We start from the raw sequence: 18351 nt of genomic DNA on the forward strand, positions 1-18351 counted from the left end.
CGTAGTTGGAGCACGAACGTAAATGCCAATCAGGATTCCCGACGACCTTCCCGCCCGCGCCACGCTGGAACGCGAAGGCGTCATGGTCATGGGCGAGGCCGACGCCATCCGCCAGGATGTGCGCCCCCTGCGGATCGGGCTTCTGAACCTGATGCCCAACAAGATCTGCACCGAAACCCAGATTGCCCGCCTGATCGGGGCGACGCCGCTGCAGGTCGAACTGACGCTGGTGCGCATCAGCGGCCATATCCCGCGCCATACCTCCGCCGACCACATGACCTCGTTCTACCGCGCGTGGGAAGACGTGCGCTCCGAACGCTTTGACGGGTTCATCATCACCGGCGCCCCGGTGGAGCGGCTGTCATTTTCCGATGTCACCTACTGGGACGAACTGCGCCGCGTGTTCGACTGGACGCAGACGAACGTGCACCGATGTCTCAACATCTGCTGGGCGGCGCAGGCGGCGGTGCACCATTTCCATGGCATGCCAAAGCACTGCCTGGGGCAGAAGGCGTTCGGGGTGTACGAACATCGCGTGCTGGTCCCGGCCTCGCCCTACCTGGTCGGGTTTTCCGACGACGTGTGCGTCCCCGTCTCCCGCTGGACGGAGGTGCGGCGCGAGGACATCCCCGCCCACAGCGGCATGACCGTCCTTGCGGAAAGCGCGCAGACGGGGCTGTGCCTGCTGGATGACCCGTCGCACCATTCGCTGCACATGTTCAACCACCTGGAATATGATTCCACGTCGCTGGCCGATGAATATTTCCGCGATATCGAGGCCGGGATGGACATCGGCGTGCCCTACAACTACTTCCCCGATGACGACCCGACCCGCGCGCCGATCAACCGCTGGCGCAGCCATGCGCACCTGCTGGCGGGGAACTGGATCAACCGCATTTACCAGACCACGCCGTTCGACATCACCCGCATCGGCCGCCCCCACGCCGGAAGCCCGCGCGTGCGCGAAGCCATCGCCGCAGGGCCCGCATAAACACACGCCCCCTGATCCGTCAAAAGTCATGGTTTCCAAAGGGTAATACCCTTTGGTGGGGGTTCGGGGGCAAAGCCCCTGAGGACATCGTCACTCGCAGCATCCGGGCGGCTTGCTCCGGACCCGGCAGGGAGCGCGCTCCCTGCACCCTGATTCGTTTAAAAGTCGTGGTTCCCAAAGGGCAATGCCCTTTGGTGGGGGTCTCGGGGGCAAAGCCCCTGAGGCAGCCGGCGCAACTGCGCATGGCATCCCGCGTTCGTGTCGAACAGCCTGCCGTGCCCCATGGCATGCGGGTGTCCGGTCTTCGGACAAGGGAGTTCCTCACCATGACCCGACCGACCCACATCATCACGCTGGCGCTGGCGCTGTCATGCGCCGTCCCCGCGACGGGCGCGCTGGCGCAACCCGCGCCCGGCGGCGCGATGCCCACCAGCCCGACGCAGGACATGCCGGACAAGGCGGCAACCGACCGCAGCGGCCAGTCCTCCATCCAGAACCATTCCGAACGGGTGCAGCGCAAGCCTGCCTCCGACTACAACAACGCCCCGTACCTGCAGGACCACAAGGCATTGGGGGACAAGGCGCGGCAGTCGCGCCTGTCGCACGGGAAATCCCCCACCAGCGAGGAATACATCCCCCCCGGCATGAACGCCCCCAACGTGCAGCGCGACCCCGCACAGCCGCCGCCCGACTGACCCGCCGGGACATGCCGCAACAGGGGGGAACAAACGGACATGGACACGCAACGGATCATCGACGCCTATGGCGAGGTGCTGGCGCAGATCGACAGGAGTTCCGCCGCCATCGTCGCCATGGCGGAGGGGCTGCGCCCGCGCGTGCGCCTGCGGGACCCGGCGGCGGTGGCGCAGATGCGCCATGTGCAGGCGCTGGCCCGGTCATGCCAGGACAGGCGCCAGCAGCTGGCCCGCCTGTGGCTTGCGCTGTGCCGGGCGTGCCCGGACCTTCCGCGCTATCCCATGGATGACGCGGATGGCCGCCCCGTGGACGAATCGAAACCACACGAAGGCCGCCTCAACACCCTGTTGCGCCGCCTGCGGGGGGAATGACGCCGGTTTGCCATGCGCCGCATTTCGTGATTACACAGGGGCCGGATATCACCAGACGATATCGTTACCGGAGCCGAGGACATCATGAAAATCAGCGCACGCAACCAGATCGCCGGGACCATCACCCAGATCACCAAGGGCGCGACCACGTCACATGTCGGCATCGACATCGGCGGCGGCACGATCATCACCGCCTCCATCACCAACGAAGCCGTGGCCGAGCTGAAGCTGAAGGTCGGGGAACCCGCAACCGCCATCATCAAGGCCTCCGACGTCATGGTGGGCGTCTGATCCCCTCCCCCACCCCATCGCGGGTGGGGACTTCCTTTCATGAACGGCAGTTTTCTGGTTCTTTTTTCCAAAAAAAGAACATCTACCCCGCCCCCAGCGCCATGCGCACCGCCATCGCCCGCCGCCGCCTGCGCCACACGAACAGCCCCACCCCGGCCCCAGCCGAGATGAAGCCGCCCGCAAACCCGGCGAGCAGGCCCGCGACGAAGATGCTCACGACGCCTGAATCGCGGCGTTGTCGGCCTTGCATCTGGCATAGATCGCCTCGATCTCCGCGACACTCGGGCCGGTCGTGCTTTTGCTGGTTTCCACCGCTTCCTTGATGGTGGCCCATGCCTCGGGGCCGTATTTCTCGATCAGGGCGAGGACCGCGCCCGCCGCGCTGGCGATCGCGCTGATTTCGGTTGCATCCATGATGTCAGTTCCCCGTGGTGATGGTGGTGGCAAGGCCGGCGCAGGCCGAGGGCTGCTGCCCCGCCTTCACGCCGGTCCAGCAGGCCTCGAGCGAGGCAAAGTCGGTTTCCAGCGCGGAAACGGCGGTGGCGGTGATCGACTTCCCGCCCTCGATCGAGGTCTCAAGCGACGTGATCTCGTTGAACACGCTCTGGCTGGCGGACTTCACCAGCGTCTTTTCCGCGTCCGTCAGGGTGACGCCCGGCAACTTGCCCGCCATCACGTCGGGCATCGGTTCGGCCATGACGTGATAGGCGCTGTCGATGTCATAGACCGACTGTTTCAGCTTGCCCTGCCCGCTGCTGGCGCAGGCGGCAAGGCCACACAGCACGGACAGGGCGGCGCACCGGGCGGGGGTTACGCGTTTGGTCATGGGATGGCTCCAGTAAAAAACCGCCTCAAATGGGCGGTTCGTGGTCGGTCAGGATGCGGGGGTGTTGCCGGCATGCGGCGCGTTGGGCCGCGTGGCGTCGGGATGCAGGCCCAGCGTCGCGGCGGCGGCGGCGCGGGGCGTGTCTTTTGGCACCATCAGCGCCTTGCGGTCCGGCTGGTACGCGGGCGCGTTCCACCCGCGCGCCTGCGCCATGGCGGAGACGACCATCCACACCGCCGCCGCGCGCGACCCGGCGGCGGGCGGCCGCCAGTAGCGCATGACCAGCGCGGATGTCGCGATGAGGAAGGTCACCCAGTCCACCACCGCGCCGACATAGGGCGCGGGAATGAAGGGCAGCAGATCGGAAAGGATCGTTGAAGGGTCCATCGTCGGTCCTCGATATGATGTCAGCCGATGTTCTGCGCGGGCGGTGGCGCGGCGGCGATTCCATGATGGCGGTGCAGGAACGGGACATTGGCGAAGAAGAAGTCGTCCCATGTCTGGCTCGACAGCAGGGTGCCGCCCACCGCGCCGAACACGGCAAAGACCAGCCCGCAGATGGCCGCGCGCTTCTTCCACCGGCTTTCGGCAATGCGCGCCTTCGTCAGCTTCGCCTGCTCCAGCCGGTTACGCTCCTTCTGCGCGCCGGTATGTTCGGCCAACTGGCGGGTCAGGTCCTGTATGTCGCGCGACTGCCGCTCCATCGCGGCGGCGGAGACGGCGGAACGCTCCTTCCCCTCGGCCCGCACGGCGCCAAGTTCGTGACGGATGTCGTCCAGCTTCCCGTCCACGCCATCGCGCCAGCGTTCGAGGGAGCCGATACGCTCCCCATGGTCGTCGAGGATGCCCTGCACGTCGGGCGTCAGGTCTTCGGTCATCTGTGTTCCAGGCAATAAAAAACCGCCTCATCGGGCGGCGGGACAGGCGCGGATTGTGCGGTGTGATTACGCGGCGGGGGCGGTCCCCAGCGCCTGTTCGATCTGCGCCATCGTCAGGTGCCCCGGCCCGTTCTCCACCACGGAAATCCCGCAGATCAGGCGTGCCATCGTGGCCGTGTCGCGCAGGTCCAGCACGGTGTCGGGGCCAACGCCCATCCGCTGGCACAGGATCGAAATATACGCGCCCGTCGCGTTCTCACACGCGGGCGCATAGACGCACACGATGGACGAAACCGTGGTCAGTCCCCGCGCACCGTAGCGGATCAACTGGTCGCGCAGCGCCCGGATGCCATCCGCCATGGTCGGGAACGCGGCAAAGCGTGGGTCGGCCACGCCGGTTTCCAGATGCGCGCCCGCCTGCCCCACGTAATCGAGGTTGCCCGGATTGTTGTTGCGGATGCCACGTGGAAGGACGCTCATGCCGTTGTGGCCGTGGTTGCGGGCGGCGTGTAGATGCTGCCGACCGGGTAGGATTTCGCCGCATCCAGCGCATAGGCAAACCCGTCCGGCGGGGTCAGGCCGTCCATGCCGGTCATCGACCATGTGGACACGACCGTGCCCACCGCCCCGGCGACGGTGGCGGCCGGGATGACGGGCGTCTCACCCGCAAGGTAGCTGTAGGGCGGCTGCAACATCAGCGCCTTGGTGCGATACAGGATATAGTTCTGCATCGTGGGGGCCGTGGTGGTGGTATCGGTCATTTCGGGTTCCTGCGGTTATGCAATGGCGGGCGCGGGCGGCAGGCCAGGGCCTGTCGCATCCGCGCCATCGGCAATGGCCCTGAGCGTTTTCTGGTAATCCACCCACTGCGGCGGCGGGGCGATCCCCAGCGATCCGTATTCGTCCCACACGACCTGCCGCGCAAGCCGCAGCGCCTGCGCCGCCCTGTCGGAAAGCGGGGCGGCCCGCGCCTGCGTGTGTTCCACCAGTTTTCCGCCGCGCACGCCATGTCCGACCGCCTTGCGCGACGCCCATTCTTCCGGCGTCAGGGGGAGCAGGACTTCGGCGGGTGGAAGGTGCGATATGTCCCTGTAGAAGGCGGCATCGTACCACCCGGTCACCGGCGTCGGCTGCGCGGCGGTGCGGTCATACGCCGCGTAATACCGGGCCGGGTGTGTGGTTTTCCATTCCGTGTTCATCATACCGGTCCTTCCGCGATGACCTGGACCAGGCCATAGGCGTCATAATCGACCCCACCCGCCGCCGAGCGGGTGAACAGCGTGACGCCTGTCGCTGTCGGGGCGCTGTGCAGGTTGCACCATGCGCTGACACCGCCTGTCGTGTTGGTGTTTGCCAGCATCGCGACGACCGAAGGCGCGGATGCGAACGCAATGGGGAACGTGATCGTGGGTGTTGCGGTCGTGGTGTTGACCGTGAACGCCAGCCGCATCACGCCATTGATGACCGAGAACGTGCCACCAGACACGGTGCCGGAACGCACGTTCCCCGAAACCGGCAGCTGGAGGTCAATGGCGCCGGGCGACCCGCCCACGGAAAACATGGCATTGCCGCTGGCGTCGTAGAAAACGGCGTTCCCGTCTTCCTGCAATGCGAAGCTGTAGGCATTGCCGCCGCCATAGTAATACTTGGTCCAGCCGCCATTCGGGACGTTGTAGTTGAAGCCGACCGTGCCGGAGAAATCGATTGCCCCCCCGATCGTGACATTCCCCGTCAGCGGCACGTAATTCGCGAAATTGGCCGTCAGGGCCGCGACCTCGTTGGCGCGGGCCGTGGATTCCGCCGCAAGGTTCGCATTGGTCGCCTGCAACTGTGGCTGGCTGGCGAAGATCAGGATGCCGCCGTCATAGCTGATAAAGGCCGTCCCCCAGGAGGGGCGATAGGCCAGCACCGTAACCTGCGCGTCGCTCTGCGTCGGGTCGCCAACACCGGAAACCAATCTGGCTTCAGCAGCCTCGGCGCGGGCAATTTCCCCTGTCAGGGAATTGGACAGCACGCCTTCCGCCTGTTGGGCGCGGGAAATCTCCCCGACAAGGAAGGCGGAAAGCGTGTTCTCGGCCGTTGTGGCGCGTGTGACCTCGTCCGTCACGTCCGAATGGTTGGCAAGCGGCCCCTTGTCCGTGCCATCCACCTGATACGCCAGACGGCCGGCATACGTCCCCTGCCCCCAGCCGAGGTATATTTTATTGCCCCCCTGCTGCGTGCCGCCCCCCTGCTGCACCGGGGTGAAGCCAAGCGCCACCTGCAGTCCGGCAAACAGCGACTGCCACGCCGCCCCCGCGGCCCCCGGCGTAGTCATGTTGTCATCGGTGGTGGAGACGTAATACGTGCCCGCCGCCACCCCCGACACGATGGCGTTCATCGGGTATCCGCCGATCGCGGTTGCAAACGTGCTGTCCCACGCGCCCAGATATCCCGACTGGTACGCCTGCAGCACGGACGTCACCCAGTTGAGGATGCCGTTCATGTCCGCCCCCGATGGCGGCGTCCCCCCGGCGGAGACCGGGTCGAACGTCACCGGCGGGAAGCCGTCCGCCAGGGACGCGGCCCCCGCCGTCACCCCGACCTGCGACGCCTGCGGGATCGCGCGGATATAGGCCGCCCCCGCGCCAGAGGCGAAGGGAAGCGCGAACTTTGCCGGAAAGGAACCCTGTTTCACGAAACCTCCATACGGTAGGCGACAGAGACACCGGCGGGGCGGGGCAGCACGCCCGACGCCTCGACAATGGAAATCTCCACCGGGGTCAACTGGAAATCGAAACTGTAGGTCATGGTCATGTCGCCGCCATCGGCCACCCACGCATTGCCGCGCCCGGCAAACAGCGTCATCAGGATGGCGTTCAGGCTGAGGACCGAGCCATCGGTGATGTTCGCCATGGCCTTGGCATAGATCAGGGTGCGGAACGCATCGTCCGCCAGCGCGTAATTGGCGGTGGAGACGGACCCGTTATAGAACGGCCCCTGCCCGAAGGGGGCGGCGGACGTGTTGCCGGCCTCCCCAAAACCCCAGAACAGGTCTTCGGTGATCGTAAGCACCCGGCTGATGCCGACAATGCGGCCCCACACGTCAAGGCCATGGCCCTGCGCCGTCTGCACGTTCCAGACCAGGTCATAAAAGCTGTCGATGCTGGCCGTCGGGTCGATGCACTGGTTCCATGCGTCGATCAGGGTGCAGATCGTGGGGCTGCTGGCATACTGGCTGAGGATCGTCCGTTGCACGTTATCCATGTCACACCAGCGCCAGCGTGATGTTGGCGGGGTCGAGCGTGGGGGCCTGGCTGATGTCCATCTGCACCGTAAAGCCGGTGGGCGTGGCGGCCGTGCCGATCGTGATTTCCACGATCTGCGCCCATGTGCCCAGTGCCGCGATCCCGGCATAGAACCGGCTGGCATACAGCCTGCTTGCGATGCGCGCGCGCGTCCCGCCATCCGTGCCGTCGAACGCGGCGGCCACCGCCGCCTGTATCTGCGTCAGCGCATCCGACGGCACGCCCGCCGAACTGGCGATCGACACGGCAATGAAAATGGGCGTGGGCGTCGCGTAATCGAACGACACGGCATAGGACGGCGCGGTGGTATAGGCCGCGTTCGGGTCCGACACCGTGACCGTGGTGCCGCCGGTATAGCCACATCCCGGCGGCTTTTTGTGCAAGATCGCCAGTGCAATGGCCGACGCATCGCCCCCCACCACGCTGGCATAGACGCTGTGCGCGGCAATCGCGACGCCGCCCGTGGTGACGGTGGCGGACGTGGGATTGTCCGTCACATACGCATCCGTCACCCCCGAAACCGACAGGATGTTCGCAAGGATGGCGGCGTTGGAGCCGATGGAATTCCCCGCCACGGTGGCGGCACGCCGTGCCTCGAACGCGGCGCGGCCCTCAAGGTCCGTGCCCGTCACGCCTGCCGCCGTGTTCGTGACCGACACCAGTCCCGCCACCGCCTGGTAGACCGAGATCGCACCCGCCGGACACGACACCGGCCCCGTGGTGGTGCAGGCGAACTCCATCACCAGCGTGCCCGTCGCGGGGATCGTCCCGGCCGAGGTCGCGGCATAATGGTATCCCGCGCTGTCCTGCACCAGCGTGCCGGCCGGGACGACCGTCCCCGCAGCACCCGCGCACACGCACGACACCACGGTCGCCGTCGCCGCCTTGCGGGAGATGAAGTAGATCCGTGCGATCGCATCCTGCATCCGTCCCGACGCGAACGCCGGGTCCACCCCGTTCGCAAGGGCTGCGAACGCATCGTTGCAGTCACCGATGATGGCACTCAGGCTGCTGGCCAACTGCCCCTGCGGCGTGGACAGGTCGGTATTGAGGCTGCCGCCGAACGCGGCGCTGATATCGGCCATCACCCCGGTCAGGATGTCGCTTTCGGCGGGCGCGACAAAGCCGGTGGCGCCCAGCGTGGCGGACGGCACGGACGTGGTGCTAGAAACTGACACTTGCGGTTCCTCCCGTGGTCAGGGTGACAAGGATGGCGCCCGACAGCACCCGGTCCGCGCCGATGGCCGTCAGCACGCACCGCGCATCGGCCACCCCGGACACCGCGCGCGCCGTGGCCTCCACCTGCGCGCGAAAGGCCGCGGGCGACTGCCCCACCCCCAGCACGAGGTTGAAATAGGCAATCCCCTTCGCCGTGTCGTACCAGCATTCCCCCACGAACGTCCGCACCGCCGTCGCCACGTCCTGCAGCACGCAGTACGGCGCGGACGCCACCGCAATGTCACGCGACGCCGTGACACACAGGTCCCACGTCGTGCGGTCCAGAAGAAGCGAGGTCATGATGTGCCTTTCATGTTGGGGCATGGGCAAAGGCGTTCTTTTTTGAAAAAAAAGAACCAAAAAACTTCTGATTACATAAAGGGAAAATGCGCGTGCGCGTTCTGCGGACACAAATGGACAGAAGTCTTTTTGCTTCTTTTTCTCCAGAAAAAGAAGGGACAGTCCCATTCGCGGCAAAGGCGTTCTTTTTTGAAAAAAGAACCAAAAAACTTCTGATTACATAAGGGGAAAATGCGCGTGCGCGTTCTGCGGACACAAATGGATAGAAGTCTTTCTGCTTCTTTTTCTCCAGAAAAAGAAGGCCCTTACTCCGGCGTTCCTGTCTTGCCCGGTGCGGCGCTGACTGGATGAGTATGGCTTTTGCCGGAAATCCCGGCGGCGACGACATCGGCCTGTCCGGTGATGGTGCCACTCGACGTGATGTCGCAACTGACCTTCATGCTGGCGGCGTCCACCTCGAACGTGCCGGCGGTCTTCAGCCTGATCCCGTTGCCGGTCAGCCAGACATACTCGCTTGGCGCAGCGTTGAGGATCGGGGCGACATAGATCGCGTCCGCCATGTCATGGATGCGGAAGCTGCCGGGGGCGGCGGGGGCCCTGCTGGCCTTGGCGGCGCTGATGTCGCGGCCGCAGATGATGATGGCCCCGATATCGCCCACGCAGGGGTCGCAGATGACGGCGCTTGTGCCGCCCTGCATGCGGACATAGGGCACGTTGCGGATGACGCCGTGCGGCATCGCCTGGCCCAGCGCGTCCTGCATGTGCACCAGCGGCTGCACATCGACAAAGCCGACCGGGTTCAGACCCGTGCCATTGACGGCAACGACGCGCACCGGCGTATCCGCCCCCATCATCGCCAGCAGGCGGCGGCCCACCGCCTCGATGGAGCCATAGTCCGACCCGCCATCCTGCCGCGTCTGGAACCCCGGAAAAGTCGTGTCCTGTCCTGCCATTTCCATCATCCTCCCACGGCGGGGCTGCCGGTGCGCAGGGCCGCGACATCGGTGAACCATGCGCCCTCTGGCACCTCGCTCTGCAGGTGGTGCGTGATCCGGTACGGCGTCCACACCCCATCCGATGCCATGGACAGTCCCCCCGCCGCAACGCCGGAGCGCACCCGCACGGGCGAAAGATAGGCGATGTCCGGCCGGAACAGCGTGCGAAACGATACCCCGTCCTGGTTATAGGCGGGATAGCCCAACAGCCCGGTCCCCGCGCTGATGAGCGGCGGCGTGCCCGCATCCCCATCGGTGGCGAGGTCGCGGCCCCATGCGGTCAGTGTACCATCCTGTATGTTGATGACGATGCCCGCGGCATGGCGGATGCGTTCGATCCGGTCACGCGCGCAGCCCCATCCGTAATGGTCATGGATCATCACCCCGCCAAGGTTGTGCGCCACCAGGCGCAGCCCGCATTGCGCGGCAATGTCCGACAGCACCGTTTCCACCGACACCGCCCCGGCATAGCCACCGGGCGGCAGGGGTAGCACCTGCAACCCGGCAATCGAACTGGCGGTGACGACAAACGCCACGTCGGGGGCGGTGGCGAAATCGGTGAAGGCGTCGACCACCACGCCGCGAAACACCGCGACCATGGTATCGCCATGGGTGGCCTGCAGCGTGACCGTGTTGCCGCAGGCCTGCATCTGCTGCTGCGGCGCGGTGGCGACCGGCATGGCCGACAGCACCGACAGGCGGTTCATCATCGGCAGGTCCATCCCCCCGATCCGCAGCAACAGCGTGCTGCCGCTTGGCATGCCCGCATGCGTTACCTCGGCATGGCAGCGCAGGCCCGACAGCGTCAGCGTATCCGCCCCGCCCGCGCCAAACCCGCCCGACGCCACGGTGAAGGTCACGTCCAGCGCCCTTTGCATGAAATCAGGCTGCATCCTGCCCCTCCGCATAGGTCAGGACATAGCGCGCGCCCAGTCCCTCATATGACGGGTCGGTTGTCCCCTCGAGGTCGAGGAACGCAAGGTCGCCGGGCAGGCCGAAATGGCCATCGCGCACGATCCACGTCCGGTCGCGGCACAGCACGCCGCACAGGACCTGCGTGCCATTGCACCACACATCCATGAACAGCCCGGTGGAACGCTGCCTGACATCAAGGCGCAGCACCTGTCGGGAGACGACGACATTGACCGACTGCGCCGCGATGGCGGACAGGGGAATGACCTGTGGGGTCGCCATTTACTGTACCTTTTGGAAAAGGATTTAAGGAATAAAAGTTTTTGGTGAAGCTTTTTCCAAAAAGCTTCGAAAGACGCCGCCTTTTTGAAAAAATCCGGCACCCGGAAACTTTTACTACAGGACTTCGGACAGCGCGGCGGCCTGCGTCGTGTCCGCATCGGTGGCCTGCACCGTGCCGCCGGACTGCATCACCTGTCCCGCCGCCGTCGCGGTGGTGGCATAGGACCGGGTCGCGGTGCACCGCACCTCCACCAGCATGACCTGCACCACCAGCAGCGTCACACCGCCGCGTGTCTCGCGCCGGTAACGGTGGCCGACCACATTGACCGACGCCAGCGAATATTCCGGCGTATGCACGGCATAGGTCGCGGTGTCGTCCTCCATCGCCGCAAGGGTCGCGAGGAACGACGCCCGCACCATCCGCGCGCCATCGCCCGTCATGTTGCCCCACGCAGCAATGGGCGAATACTGCGCCACAAGGCTGTCGAGGCCGCCGCTGCCCCCCTGCGACCCGTCGCACAGCATCTCCAGCATGAAACGGCGGGGGGCGGCGACCTTGTTGTACGAAACAAAAGCGCCGTCTTCCTGCGGGGCGTCGGAAATGGCATGCGCGCTTTCGAACTCCACCGCGCGCACATGCGCCGCACCCAGCACCTGCGCGCCGGTGGCGTCAAAGATACCCCACAGGCTGGCCGCACTGCTGATCTGGTAGTCATCGAGCATGGTGCCCAGCGTGACCGAGCCCATGGCCTGCGCATCGTCGGCGACATTCCCCAGCACGGAGGGCACGCCCTGCATCGACGGCAGGTTCCACGTTGCGGGCATGGAGACGGGGATGATGGTCATGGGCCTCTCCTGCGGGATGATGGTTCGTTCATGTGCCGTCTTTTTTCAGGACGGCGGCGTCTTTCGAAGCTTTTTGGAAAAAGCTTCACCAAAAACCTTTATTATTCCACCAGGTTATCTGACTTAATTTTTTCAAATAATCTCTTACGGCTTGAGGGGTTTGCATCTGACCCAGTGCATTTCAGCCTCAATGACGTCACGCGGTCCCCAGCAGATGTTGCGCTTTTCCAGAACGCCCAGAACCGCATCACGCCGATCACAGGCCGCCATGGTCGCCCGTGAAGTGCCGAGGCCGCCCCGGCATTGGTCATTCAGGTTCTCTTCCTTCGCCATCAGCGCCTGATCGGACAGACGCGGCCGCCCCGCATGCGCAGAACCACAAACCGCCGCCCCCATCAACAGGGCCAGCACCACCAATGTCTGCTTCATCATGTCATCCTTGGTTTCCGTACCTGCATCATATCATGCAGCAGGTTATGACACTTTTGAAACATGTCATTGATGCAGATGAATTCACCGCTGACCGGTGTTCGTCAGCGCCGGAAGCGACTGGCGCAACTGGTTATGTATCTGTGTTGCAATCCTGTTCCCGTCATGGGTATTCGCATGCACGATGATATCACCGACATGCACTTCTGTTTTATGGCCTGCCATCGCACCTGGAACAGTATTCGCCATGTCCAGTTGCCGACTGACGACATCCGCCCAGTCACCACGTTTCCAGTCGCCACGCTGGCGTCCTTCCGCTTCTTCCCGGTCTTCTGGGCGCGGGTCAGATCCGTGCAGGGGGGCGGATGCCTGACCGGGCGGACGAAAACCTGACAGGAGCCGCCGTCCCGCCTTTCGGGCGCCGGCATCAGGACCAGACGGTATCCCAAGGCCATATGCCCTGACCTGATCGGCAATTCTTGCGGCGCGTACGCCAATGCCCGGTCCCTGCATCATCGCCTGCGCGCGCGGTGCTTGCCATTGCCCGACACCGAAAGCACGGCCCGCATCGCCGCGATGCACTTCATCAAACCCATGTCCCTGCCCCCCACTCCCGGCGGCCCCGACCGCGACCAGTGGCAGAAAGCCCATTTCCCCGGAAACCCGGATGGTCCGCATTTCGCGCAAACTGGTTTCCTTATCACGAAGTTTTCGATCCGGCGGGCGTGGGTCCGCCCCCAAAACCGTGCGTTCGGTGTCGTCTGCGGGCGCAGGCGCACCCTGCGGGACGGGGGCCATGGGTGCGCCATCCTGCGGTGCCCGCTGCATCCCGGCCTGCATGGGCGGCACCGCGCCACCCGAAGCAACAGCCCCACCCGTGACAGCCTGATGCTGCACCGGGGTCAGGGCTGGTGGTTCCCTGCGGGCCTCATCCCCCCGCACGGCACTGCGCGGCCCGGTCGGCCCACGTGCATCGTGCCCGCGCCTGCCCCCTGCATCAGCGGCCCGGCGCTGCACCGGGGTCAGGGCCGGCGGTTCCCTGCAGACGTCATCCCCCTGTGCTGCACCAGGCGGCCCGGCAGGACCGCGCGCCTCATCCCCGCGCCTGCCCGCCGCACCCTCCACAGGGTACATCGCGTCGTACATCGCGCCGCGCAGGCGCCGCACCCGCCCGCGCAACCGGGCCGCCGCCGCCCCGTGGCCGGGGAGCAGCACTTTCGCCGCCCCTGCGCGCCGGCTGGCGGCGGCGGCAGCGCGCGCGGCGCCCGGCGATGGCCGCGCACCATCGAACAACGCCATCGCCGCCCTGCGCCGGGCGGCAATCGTGCGCACGAACCCCGGGGCCTGGCGTTCGAACTGGCGCACCTGCCGCATGGCGCGTGACAGGCCACGGGCACCATCCGCGCGTCCAGTCCCGGCCCCCGTGGCGGGGGAGTTGGTGACAGGTGCCATATCACTGATCCACGCTGCTGTTGTGGGTGCTGACCGCCGCGATTTCCAGCAGGTCGTACAGGTCTTCGGTGTCATACACGTCCTGCAGTTCATGCAGGCGCGCCAGGCGCGATGCGATCACGCAGGCGATGGCGCGCGAGACGTTGGCGCACTCCGCGCGTCTTCGCCCACCGCCTGCAGGAGTTGGGCGACGGGGAGGAAGATGAACACGCTTGCGCCGGAAAAAAAATCCGTGTGCAGCCGCATCGCCTCCATCTGCAACAGGCCCACGGTCCCGACCTCCTGTATGTCGGCGGGGATCACCGGCTGCGGGGTGGGATGGGCGGGGTCGCGGATGATGCGCACGCACTGCATCAGGCGGTCCAGCAGCCGGTCCGCGGCCTCGGGCGCCATCATGCCGAAGATGCGGATGCCTGCTTCGGCAATGCTGGCCATCCCCTCCGCCGCGTCGTCGCCATCGGGCGCGCGATAGCCACCGGCAAGGGCCGCATGCAGCACATGGCGGCCCCAGCGGTCGGCGTCGAATGCGCTCATGCGGGTGATGACGAAGACCTTGCCTTGGTCCTCGCCTTCCTCCGCCACGGTATATTCGATGGATTTCAGCGCCATTACAGCGCTGCGGGCAGGACCCGCTCCCACAGGATGTCGAACCGCCGCGCATCGAGCACCCGCCCCGCATTGGGCAGGGCGCTGGCCGCGCGCAGCACCCCGCGCAGCAGCGTATAGCGCCGCCCCACGGACGGCAGCTGGATCTCGCCCCCGATGCGATAGATCGTGCGCGCGACATCCTGCGCCGTGACGATGGATTCAAAGACGAGGCAGCTGTCCGAACTCGCGGCGAGCGAGACGGACTGGCGCACCGGCTGCGGCACCCACCCGGCGGAGAGGTAGCCATCGACCGACATCTGCGTTTCCACCAGTTCGCGCTGCTCGGCCTCGAACGCGCGGTCGGCGCTGTAGTTCGACAGCGTGACCGGCGCGTTGAACAGGCTGCTGACGGTGATGGTAAAGACCGAGTTGGCGTCGGAAATGTTATAGTCGCTCATGGATTACTGCACCTCCAGCGAAGACAGGCTGATGGACTGGACCGACCCGCCATCGGTGTACCAGAACTGGCACGGGGGCGAGGCCCGCGATGCGCGCACGGTGGCGGCGGCGGTGGAGGCACCGGGCAGGAAATACCATCCCCGCGTCGCCAGCGTGTCGGCAATGGTGCGTCCCGCCGCGTTGTTGACCTGCTGCTGCTGCGCCGCCGTCAGGGCCACGCCCGCGCGGATCAGCCCGAACGCCAGCGCCTGGTTGATCGTGTCCTGCACGCTTGCGGCAATCAGCACGTCGCCATCGGCATTGTACGGGATCTGCCCGGTATTGAGCAGAAGGTTCGCAAGTGCCAACTGGAACGCACCATTGAGCCACACCTGCCCGATATAGCTGTCGGCCCACGCGAACGGCCCCGACACCGCGCCATCGGACAGGAACTGGAAATCCGTCCCCGACCCGGCATAGCTGCCGTAATAGCTGTAGCCATTGGCGGCCAGCGTGGTCGCCAGCGTCGCGGTCGCCACCGTGGGGGTGATCAGGCCGTTCTGCCGGAATTTCAGCGTCGTGCGCCCCGATGTGGCGGAAAAGTCCAGCGCCGCCATCCACCCCAGCGCAAGGGCGGCGACCATCGGGTCGGCATAGATGGGGGTGACGCCCGCGATGCCCTGGGCTGCAACCCACGCACCAAAGGCTTCGGTCGTGCCGGGCACCGCCGCCTGCGGGTCGGTATCCCACGGCACGTACCAGAAGCGCGAGCCCTGCGCCGCCGTCCATTGTGCGAACGCCTGCTTGTCCGCAAGCGACGGCTCGAACGACGTGGTAAAGCCGGTCCAGTCCGCATTGCCCGCCACCAGCGCATCCATCACCGTCCCCGGCGTGGTGCCCGCGGCGGGGGCGGAAAGTGTAACGGTCGGGACAGAACTGTATCCGCTGCCGCCCGCGCTGACCGCAATCGCGGTGACCACACCATCGGTTACCGTCGCGGTGGCGGTCGCCCCGGTGCCGCCGCCGCCCGACAGGGTGACGGTGGGGGCGGTGGCATACCCGCTGCCGCCATCGGCAATCGCGATGGACTGCACCGCCCCCGCCGACAGCGTGGCGGTGGCCGTGGCCTGCGTGGCATCGGCAAAGGCGGGGCACGCGGCCATCAGCAGGGTGGAGGGTGTCTGCGCCGCGTTGGCGTAGCCCGTGAAATAGACCTGCGCCATGTCGTATTCGACGCTGTCCTCGCCACACATCGCCGCGACATCGGCGGCAGAGGTGAACACGGTGACGCCGGATGCGGGCAGCCCCGCATTGCGCGACAGCACCAGCCCGTTGAGGAACGCGACACCGCCCCCCGCCGCAAGGACGCCGGGCGTGACCCGGACGATGGAAGAAACAGGAATGCCGGCCATATCTTACTCCGGTGGAAAGGTTGCGTCGGTCTCGAAAATCCCGACATTGAGTGTGTCCGCGAACTCCTGCGCGAAGGTCGCTGTGGAATTGACCTGCAATGACAGCGTGACCTGCCATGTGTCCTCGTACTGCGCGGCGTCGGACACGAAATCGCGCTGCACCGGCGGGTCGGCATGCAGGGGCGCGATGCTCCCGAACCCCGCCAGGAAGTCCGCGCAGGCCGGGTCACGAAACAGCAGCGCCACACGCCCAGCACCATCGCCTGCCCCCGCGCCATGCAGGTCCACGCGCACGTCGATGCGCTGCTGCATCCACACGGTGCGGCATCCCGCGCCATAGGTCGTGCGGTTGGTGGCAATCCGCCCACGCCCCGCCACCGTCATGATGGCGAACGTGCCGCACGGCGGGGCCACGCGGTTGACCTGCCCCACCATCACCGCGTCCGCCGACAGCGAAAGGGTGGCGCACAGCCATTGCCCCAGCGCCGCCAGCACCGTGCCCTCGGTCACGTCTGGCGGCGCACCATCAGCTTCGACCATGCCGTCCCCCACTGTTCCATCTGGCGCACCACCAGCCAGTCCGCGCCGTCAAAATTCACCACGTCCCCGCCCGTGCCCGCCGCGCGGTCCATGCCGCCGACAACGCCCGCGACATACACGACCCGCAGCGCGCCCTGCTGGCTCAGGTCGCCCACATGCTGCAACTCGTCCGACGACAGCGCCTGCACCCAGATCGTCGCCGGGACCTCGCGATATTGCGCGGTGCGGGTGAAGTCCGCATTGCCCGCGCTGCCGGTGGACAGCTTCAGCATGGCCGGAACACCCGGCCCCACCGCACCCACCGCCCCGCAGGCCGCACCAAAGAGGTTCATGTCGGTTGGTCCTTGTTCCCTCAGGGGCGTTGCCCCCGAACCCCCACCAAAGGGCATTGCCCTTTAGAAACCACGATTTTTAATGAATCAGGGTGCAGGGAGCGCGCTCCCTGCCGGGTCCGGGCAGAGCCCGGGTGTCGCATGCGCCGACTGCCTCAGGGGCTTCGCCCCCGAACCCCCACCAAAGGGTATTACCCTTTGGAAACCAGAACTTTTAATCAGATCAGGGTGCAGGGAGCGCGCTCCCTGCCGGGTCCGGGCAGAGCCCGGATGTCGCATGCGCCGACTGCCTCAGGGGCTTCGCCCCCGAACCCCCACCAAAGGGCATTGCCCTTTGGAAACCATGACTTTTAATCAGATCAGGGTGCAGGGAGCATGCTCCCTGCCGGGTCCGGGCAGAGCCCGGGTGTCGCCCTCATACTCACGGCCACACGGCGGCCCGCTGCGGCCATCCGGGCACATAGCGCGCCAGGCGCAGGCGGCGCGACATGGCCCAGAACTGCGCCCCGTAGGAGGTCTGGTTGAACCACGCGGCGGAAGCGCCCTGCCCCTCCATCTGGGTGCGCACGGTGATGCTGCCCTGTGTGGCGTCACTGACCCGCCCGACAAGGCCGTTGCCCTGCGCCACCTGCAATTCCAGCTGCGCGACATGCGCCACCAGCAGGTTCAGCAGCACCGCCCGCCGCGCCATATCCTGCGCGGTGCGGGCACGCGGCGAGAGGATCAGCGTGGCCTGCGCATAATATGCGGCGGCCTGCGTGGCGCCCACCTGCGCCGCCAGCAGCGGGAAACGCTGCGCCCATGTTGCGTAATCGAACGCCACGCCGCCACTCATGCCGCGTCGCGACGGGTCACGCCCACCACCGGCAGCGCATCGGGGTCCAGCGGCTCCAGCCCCGTGCGCGTGCCGCCATGTTCCCGCAGCCACGATGTTGCGCGATCCGCCGTGCGTTCCGCCGCGATCAGGCCGTTGCGCAACGGGGCAAAGTCCGGGTTCTGCGCACACCATGCGGTCCAGAACTCGGCCGGCACCTCCGTCCGGCCCGCCATGCCCAGCAGGCGGTTGTCGCGCGGGTGGTAACGCGGGTCACGCCGCGCACCCGCCAGCCGCACCGACGCACGCGGCACCGGGGGCGCCATCGCGCCATGCCCGCGCCGCATCTCCCCCGCGCGCGCGGCCAGCATCGCATCATCATACAGGTCCAGCACCAGCCCGGAGGGCATGCGGCACAGGACCGTGACCGTTGTGTTCGCTGTCGCCATATCC

General features: G+C 66.4%; 30 protein-coding genes. 4 read left to right on the plus strand and 26 right to left on the minus strand.

From position 1 onward, the window contains the following. The first annotated feature begins 22 nt into the window (after positions 1 to 22). The 4 genes from KMAL_RS03860 (at position 23) to KMAL_RS03875 (ending at position 2349) form a co-directional block, all read left to right on the plus strand. Positions 23 to 991 carry a homoserine O-succinyltransferase gene (locus tag KMAL_RS03860; RefSeq protein ID WP_110094445.1) on the plus strand — a complete coding sequence of 323 codons (969 nt, stop codon included), beginning with the start codon at positions 23 to 25 and terminating at the stop codon, positions 989 to 991. Between the two features lie 326 nt (positions 992 to 1317). Then, positions 1318 to 1686: a hypothetical protein gene (locus tag KMAL_RS03865; protein ID WP_110094446.1), complete on the plus strand. Its 369-nt coding sequence runs from the start codon at positions 1318 to 1320 to the stop codon at positions 1684 to 1686. A 39-nt stretch (positions 1687 to 1725) separates the two neighbouring features. Then, a complete protein-coding gene (locus KMAL_RS03870; protein ID WP_110094447.1) occupies positions 1726 to 2058 on the plus strand; it encodes a hypothetical protein in 333 nt (110 codons plus the stop codon). An 84-nt stretch (positions 2059 to 2142) separates the two neighbouring features. Beyond that, entirely contained in the window at positions 2143 to 2349 is a 207-nt protein-coding gene (locus KMAL_RS03875) for a TOBE domain-containing protein (protein ID WP_110094448.1), read from the plus strand. Between the two features lie 82 nt (positions 2350 to 2431). Here KMAL_RS03875 and KMAL_RS17770 read toward each other — a convergent pair whose 3' ends face one another. From KMAL_RS17770 to KMAL_RS17150, 26 genes are all read right to left on the minus strand, one after another. Continuing rightward, a complete protein-coding gene (locus tag KMAL_RS17770; protein WP_275399314.1) occupies positions 2432 to 2566 on the minus strand; it encodes a hypothetical protein in 135 nt (44 codons plus the stop codon). Then, positions 2563 to 2763: a hypothetical protein gene (locus tag KMAL_RS03880; protein ID WP_110094449.1), complete on the minus strand. Its 201-nt coding sequence runs from the start codon at positions 2761 to 2763 to the stop codon at positions 2563 to 2565. Before KMAL_RS03880 ends, KMAL_RS17770 begins: the two co-directional genes overlap by 4 nt. Before the next feature lie 4 nt (positions 2764 to 2767). Then, positions 2768 to 3175, minus strand: a complete 408-nt coding sequence (locus tag KMAL_RS03885) for a hypothetical protein (protein WP_110094450.1) — start codon at positions 3173 to 3175, stop codon at positions 2768 to 2770. Positions 3176 to 3223: 48 nt separating this feature from the next. Beyond that, positions 3224 to 3562, minus strand: a complete 339-nt coding sequence (locus KMAL_RS03890; protein ID WP_110094451.1) for a hypothetical protein — start codon at positions 3560 to 3562, stop codon at positions 3224 to 3226. Between the two features lie 20 nt (positions 3563 to 3582). After that, positions 3583 to 4053 carry a hypothetical protein gene (locus KMAL_RS03895; RefSeq protein ID WP_110094452.1) on the minus strand — a complete coding sequence of 157 codons (471 nt, stop codon included), beginning with the start codon at positions 4051 to 4053 and terminating at the stop codon, positions 3583 to 3585. Positions 4054 to 4119: 66 nt separating this feature from the next. Further along, positions 4120 to 4533, minus strand: a complete 414-nt coding sequence (locus KMAL_RS03900; RefSeq protein WP_110094453.1) for a structural protein — start codon at positions 4531 to 4533, stop codon at positions 4120 to 4122. Beyond that, the gene (locus KMAL_RS03905) at positions 4530 to 4814 is read right to left on the minus strand and encodes a hypothetical protein (protein ID WP_110094454.1); all 285 of its coding nucleotides are present in this window, start codon (positions 4812 to 4814) and stop codon (positions 4530 to 4532) included. The genes KMAL_RS03900 and KMAL_RS03905 overlap by 4 nt, the downstream gene beginning before the upstream one ends. A 15-nt stretch (positions 4815 to 4829) precedes the next feature. Further along, positions 4830 to 5255, minus strand: a complete 426-nt coding sequence (locus KMAL_RS03910; protein WP_146044147.1) for a hypothetical protein — start codon at positions 5253 to 5255, stop codon at positions 4830 to 4832. After that, positions 5252 to 6730, minus strand: coding sequence for a hypothetical protein (locus KMAL_RS03915; protein WP_110094456.1), 1479 nt, complete (start codon positions 6728 to 6730; stop codon positions 5252 to 5254). Before KMAL_RS03915 ends, KMAL_RS03910 begins: the two co-directional genes overlap by 4 nt. Beyond that, a complete protein-coding gene (locus tag KMAL_RS03920) occupies positions 6727 to 7299 on the minus strand; it encodes a DUF2612 domain-containing protein (RefSeq protein WP_110094457.1) in 573 nt (190 codons plus the stop codon). The genes KMAL_RS03915 and KMAL_RS03920 overlap by 4 nt, the downstream gene beginning before the upstream one ends. A 1-nt stretch (position 7300) precedes the next feature. Beyond that, positions 7301 to 8518: a baseplate J/gp47 family protein gene (locus KMAL_RS03925; RefSeq protein ID WP_239019926.1), complete on the minus strand. Its 1218-nt coding sequence runs from the start codon at positions 8516 to 8518 to the stop codon at positions 7301 to 7303. Next, the gene (locus KMAL_RS03930) at positions 8505 to 8858 is read right to left on the minus strand and encodes a hypothetical protein (RefSeq protein WP_110094459.1); all 354 of its coding nucleotides are present in this window, start codon (positions 8856 to 8858) and stop codon (positions 8505 to 8507) included. The genes KMAL_RS03925 and KMAL_RS03930 overlap by 14 nt, the downstream gene beginning before the upstream one ends. 10 nt (positions 8859 to 8868) lie before the next feature. Continuing rightward, on the minus strand, positions 8869 to 9246 hold the full coding sequence (locus KMAL_RS17140) for a hypothetical protein (RefSeq protein ID WP_167400101.1): 378 nt from the start codon (positions 9244 to 9246) through the stop codon (positions 8869 to 8871). Next, positions 9164 to 9811, minus strand: coding sequence for a Gp138 family membrane-puncturing spike protein (locus tag KMAL_RS03940; protein WP_167400109.1), 648 nt, complete (start codon positions 9809 to 9811; stop codon positions 9164 to 9166). The genes KMAL_RS17140 and KMAL_RS03940 overlap by 83 nt, the downstream gene beginning before the upstream one ends. Before the next feature lie 5 nt (positions 9812 to 9816). Further along, entirely contained in the window at positions 9817 to 10731 is a 915-nt protein-coding gene (locus KMAL_RS03945; RefSeq protein ID WP_146044148.1) for a baseplate hub protein, read from the minus strand. Positions 10732 to 10735: 4 nt separating this feature from the next. Continuing rightward, positions 10736 to 11047 carry a phage baseplate plug family protein gene (locus KMAL_RS03950; RefSeq protein ID WP_110094462.1) on the minus strand — a complete coding sequence of 104 codons (312 nt, stop codon included), beginning with the start codon at positions 11045 to 11047 and terminating at the stop codon, positions 10736 to 10738. Positions 11048 to 11161: 114 nt separating this feature from the next. Continuing rightward, positions 11162 to 11893: a hypothetical protein gene (locus tag KMAL_RS17145; RefSeq protein ID WP_110094463.1), complete on the minus strand. Its 732-nt coding sequence runs from the start codon at positions 11891 to 11893 to the stop codon at positions 11162 to 11164. 144 nt (positions 11894 to 12037) lie between these two features. Continuing rightward, positions 12038 to 12325, minus strand: coding sequence for a hypothetical protein (locus KMAL_RS03960; RefSeq protein WP_110094464.1), 288 nt, complete (start codon positions 12323 to 12325; stop codon positions 12038 to 12040). An 81-nt stretch (positions 12326 to 12406) separates the two neighbouring features. Next, entirely contained in the window at positions 12407 to 13774 is a 1368-nt protein-coding gene (locus KMAL_RS03965) for a hypothetical protein (RefSeq protein WP_110094465.1), read from the minus strand. Between the two features lie 117 nt (positions 13775 to 13891). Beyond that, a complete protein-coding gene (locus KMAL_RS03970; RefSeq protein WP_239019927.1) occupies positions 13892 to 14383 on the minus strand; it encodes a hypothetical protein in 492 nt (163 codons plus the stop codon). Further along, complete coding sequence (locus tag KMAL_RS03975; RefSeq protein ID WP_110094466.1) at positions 14383 to 14820, minus strand: phage tail fiber protein; 438 nt, start codon at positions 14818 to 14820, stop codon at positions 14383 to 14385. Before KMAL_RS03975 ends, KMAL_RS03970 begins: the two co-directional genes overlap by 1 nt. Positions 14821 to 14823: 3 nt before the next feature. Beyond that, the gene (locus KMAL_RS03980) at positions 14824 to 16212 is read right to left on the minus strand and encodes a DUF3383 domain-containing protein (RefSeq protein ID WP_110094467.1); all 1389 of its coding nucleotides are present in this window, start codon (positions 16210 to 16212) and stop codon (positions 14824 to 14826) included. Between the two features lie 3 nt (positions 16213 to 16215). Then, complete coding sequence (locus KMAL_RS03985; RefSeq protein ID WP_146044150.1) at positions 16216 to 16752, minus strand: phage neck terminator protein; 537 nt, start codon at positions 16750 to 16752, stop codon at positions 16216 to 16218. Beyond that, entirely contained in the window at positions 16719 to 17084 is a 366-nt protein-coding gene (locus tag KMAL_RS03990; protein WP_110094469.1) for a hypothetical protein, read from the minus strand. Before KMAL_RS03990 ends, KMAL_RS03985 begins: the two co-directional genes overlap by 34 nt. 421 nt (positions 17085 to 17505) lie before the next feature. Then, a complete protein-coding gene (locus KMAL_RS03995) occupies positions 17506 to 17907 on the minus strand; it encodes a DUF4054 domain-containing protein (RefSeq protein ID WP_167400110.1) in 402 nt (133 codons plus the stop codon). A gap of 8 nt (positions 17908 to 17915) precedes the next feature. Then, positions 17916 to 18347 (minus strand): hypothetical protein, encoded by a 432-nt coding sequence (locus KMAL_RS17150; RefSeq protein ID WP_110913567.1) that lies wholly within the window; start codon positions 18345 to 18347, stop codon positions 17916 to 17918. Between the last annotated feature and the right edge of the window lie 4 nt (positions 18348 to 18351).

It is taken from the genome of Novacetimonas maltaceti (assembly GCF_002906255.1).
Classification (GTDB): domain Bacteria; phylum Pseudomonadota; class Alphaproteobacteria; order Acetobacterales; family Acetobacteraceae; genus Novacetimonas; species Novacetimonas maltaceti.

What these genes read in the sequence shown, in the direction of transcription:
- KMAL_RS03975 (WP_110094466.1), bottom strand. Translation starts at nt 14,820, where the DNA reads ATGAGCGACTATAACATTTCCGACGCCAACTCGGTCTTTACCATCACC.
- KMAL_RS17150 (WP_110913567.1), bottom strand. Translation starts at nt 18,347, where the DNA reads ATGGCGACAGCGAACACAACGGTCACGGTCCTGTGCCGCATGCCCTCC.
- KMAL_RS03945 (WP_146044148.1), bottom strand. Translation starts at nt 10,731, where the DNA reads ATGCAAAGGGCGCTGGACGTGACCTTCACCGTGGCGTCGGGCGGGTTT.
- KMAL_RS03895 (WP_110094452.1), bottom strand. Translation starts at nt 4,053, where the DNA reads ATGACCGAAGACCTGACGCCCGACGTGCAGGGCATCCTCGACGACCAT.
- KMAL_RS03920 (WP_110094457.1), bottom strand. Translation starts at nt 7,299, where the DNA reads ATGGATAACGTGCAACGGACGATCCTCAGCCAGTATGCCAGCAGCCCC.
- KMAL_RS03940 (WP_167400109.1), bottom strand. Translation starts at nt 9,811, where the DNA reads ATGGCAGGACAGGACACGACTTTTCCGGGGTTCCAGACGCGGCAGGAT.
- KMAL_RS03910 (WP_146044147.1), bottom strand. Translation starts at nt 5,255, where the DNA reads ATGATGAACACGGAATGGAAAACCACACACCCGGCCCGGTATTACGCG.
- KMAL_RS03990 (WP_110094469.1), bottom strand. Translation starts at nt 17,084, where the DNA reads ATGAACCTCTTTGGTGCGGCCTGCGGGGCGGTGGGTGCGGTGGGGCCG.
- KMAL_RS03875 (WP_110094448.1), top strand. Translation starts at nt 2,143, where the DNA reads ATGAAAATCAGCGCACGCAACCAGATCGCCGGGACCATCACCCAGATC.
- KMAL_RS17140 (WP_167400101.1), bottom strand. Translation starts at nt 9,246, where the DNA reads ATGTCGTCGCCGCCGGGATTTCCGGCAAAAGCCATACTCATCCAGTCA.
- KMAL_RS03970 (WP_239019927.1), bottom strand. Translation starts at nt 14,383, where the DNA reads ATGGCGCTGAAATCCATCGAATATACCGTGGCGGAGGAAGGCGAGGAC.
- KMAL_RS03980 (WP_110094467.1), bottom strand. Translation starts at nt 16,212, where the DNA reads ATGGCCGGCATTCCTGTTTCTTCCATCGTCCGGGTCACGCCCGGCGTC.
- KMAL_RS03965 (WP_110094465.1), bottom strand. Translation starts at nt 13,774, where the DNA reads ATGGCACCTGTCACCAACTCCCCCGCCACGGGGGCCGGGACTGGACGC.
- KMAL_RS03865 (WP_110094446.1), top strand. Translation starts at nt 1,318, where the DNA reads ATGACCCGACCGACCCACATCATCACGCTGGCGCTGGCGCTGTCATGC.
- KMAL_RS03880 (WP_110094449.1), bottom strand. Translation starts at nt 2,763, where the DNA reads ATGGATGCAACCGAAATCAGCGCGATCGCCAGCGCGGCGGGCGCGGTC.
- KMAL_RS03860 (WP_110094445.1), top strand. Translation starts at nt 23, where the DNA reads ATGCCAATCAGGATTCCCGACGACCTTCCCGCCCGCGCCACGCTGGAA.
- KMAL_RS17145 (WP_110094463.1), bottom strand. Translation starts at nt 11,893, where the DNA reads ATGACCATCATCCCCGTCTCCATGCCCGCAACGTGGAACCTGCCGTCG.
- KMAL_RS03890 (WP_110094451.1), bottom strand. Translation starts at nt 3,562, where the DNA reads ATGGACCCTTCAACGATCCTTTCCGATCTGCTGCCCTTCATTCCCGCG.
- KMAL_RS03930 (WP_110094459.1), bottom strand. Translation starts at nt 8,858, where the DNA reads ATGACCTCGCTTCTTCTGGACCGCACGACGTGGGACCTGTGTGTCACG.
- KMAL_RS03905 (WP_110094454.1), bottom strand. Translation starts at nt 4,814, where the DNA reads ATGACCGATACCACCACCACGGCCCCCACGATGCAGAACTATATCCTG.
- KMAL_RS03870 (WP_110094447.1), top strand. Translation starts at nt 1,726, where the DNA reads ATGGACACGCAACGGATCATCGACGCCTATGGCGAGGTGCTGGCGCAG.
- KMAL_RS03900 (WP_110094453.1), bottom strand. Translation starts at nt 4,533, where the DNA reads ATGAGCGTCCTTCCACGTGGCATCCGCAACAACAATCCGGGCAACCTC.
- KMAL_RS03960 (WP_110094464.1), bottom strand. Translation starts at nt 12,325, where the DNA reads ATGATGAAGCAGACATTGGTGGTGCTGGCCCTGTTGATGGGGGCGGCG.
- KMAL_RS03950 (WP_110094462.1), bottom strand. Translation starts at nt 11,047, where the DNA reads ATGGCGACCCCACAGGTCATTCCCCTGTCCGCCATCGCGGCGCAGTCG.
- KMAL_RS03885 (WP_110094450.1), bottom strand. Translation starts at nt 3,175, where the DNA reads ATGACCAAACGCGTAACCCCCGCCCGGTGCGCCGCCCTGTCCGTGCTG.
- KMAL_RS03985 (WP_146044150.1), bottom strand. Translation starts at nt 16,752, where the DNA reads ATGGTCGAAGCTGATGGTGCGCCGCCAGACGTGACCGAGGGCACGGTG.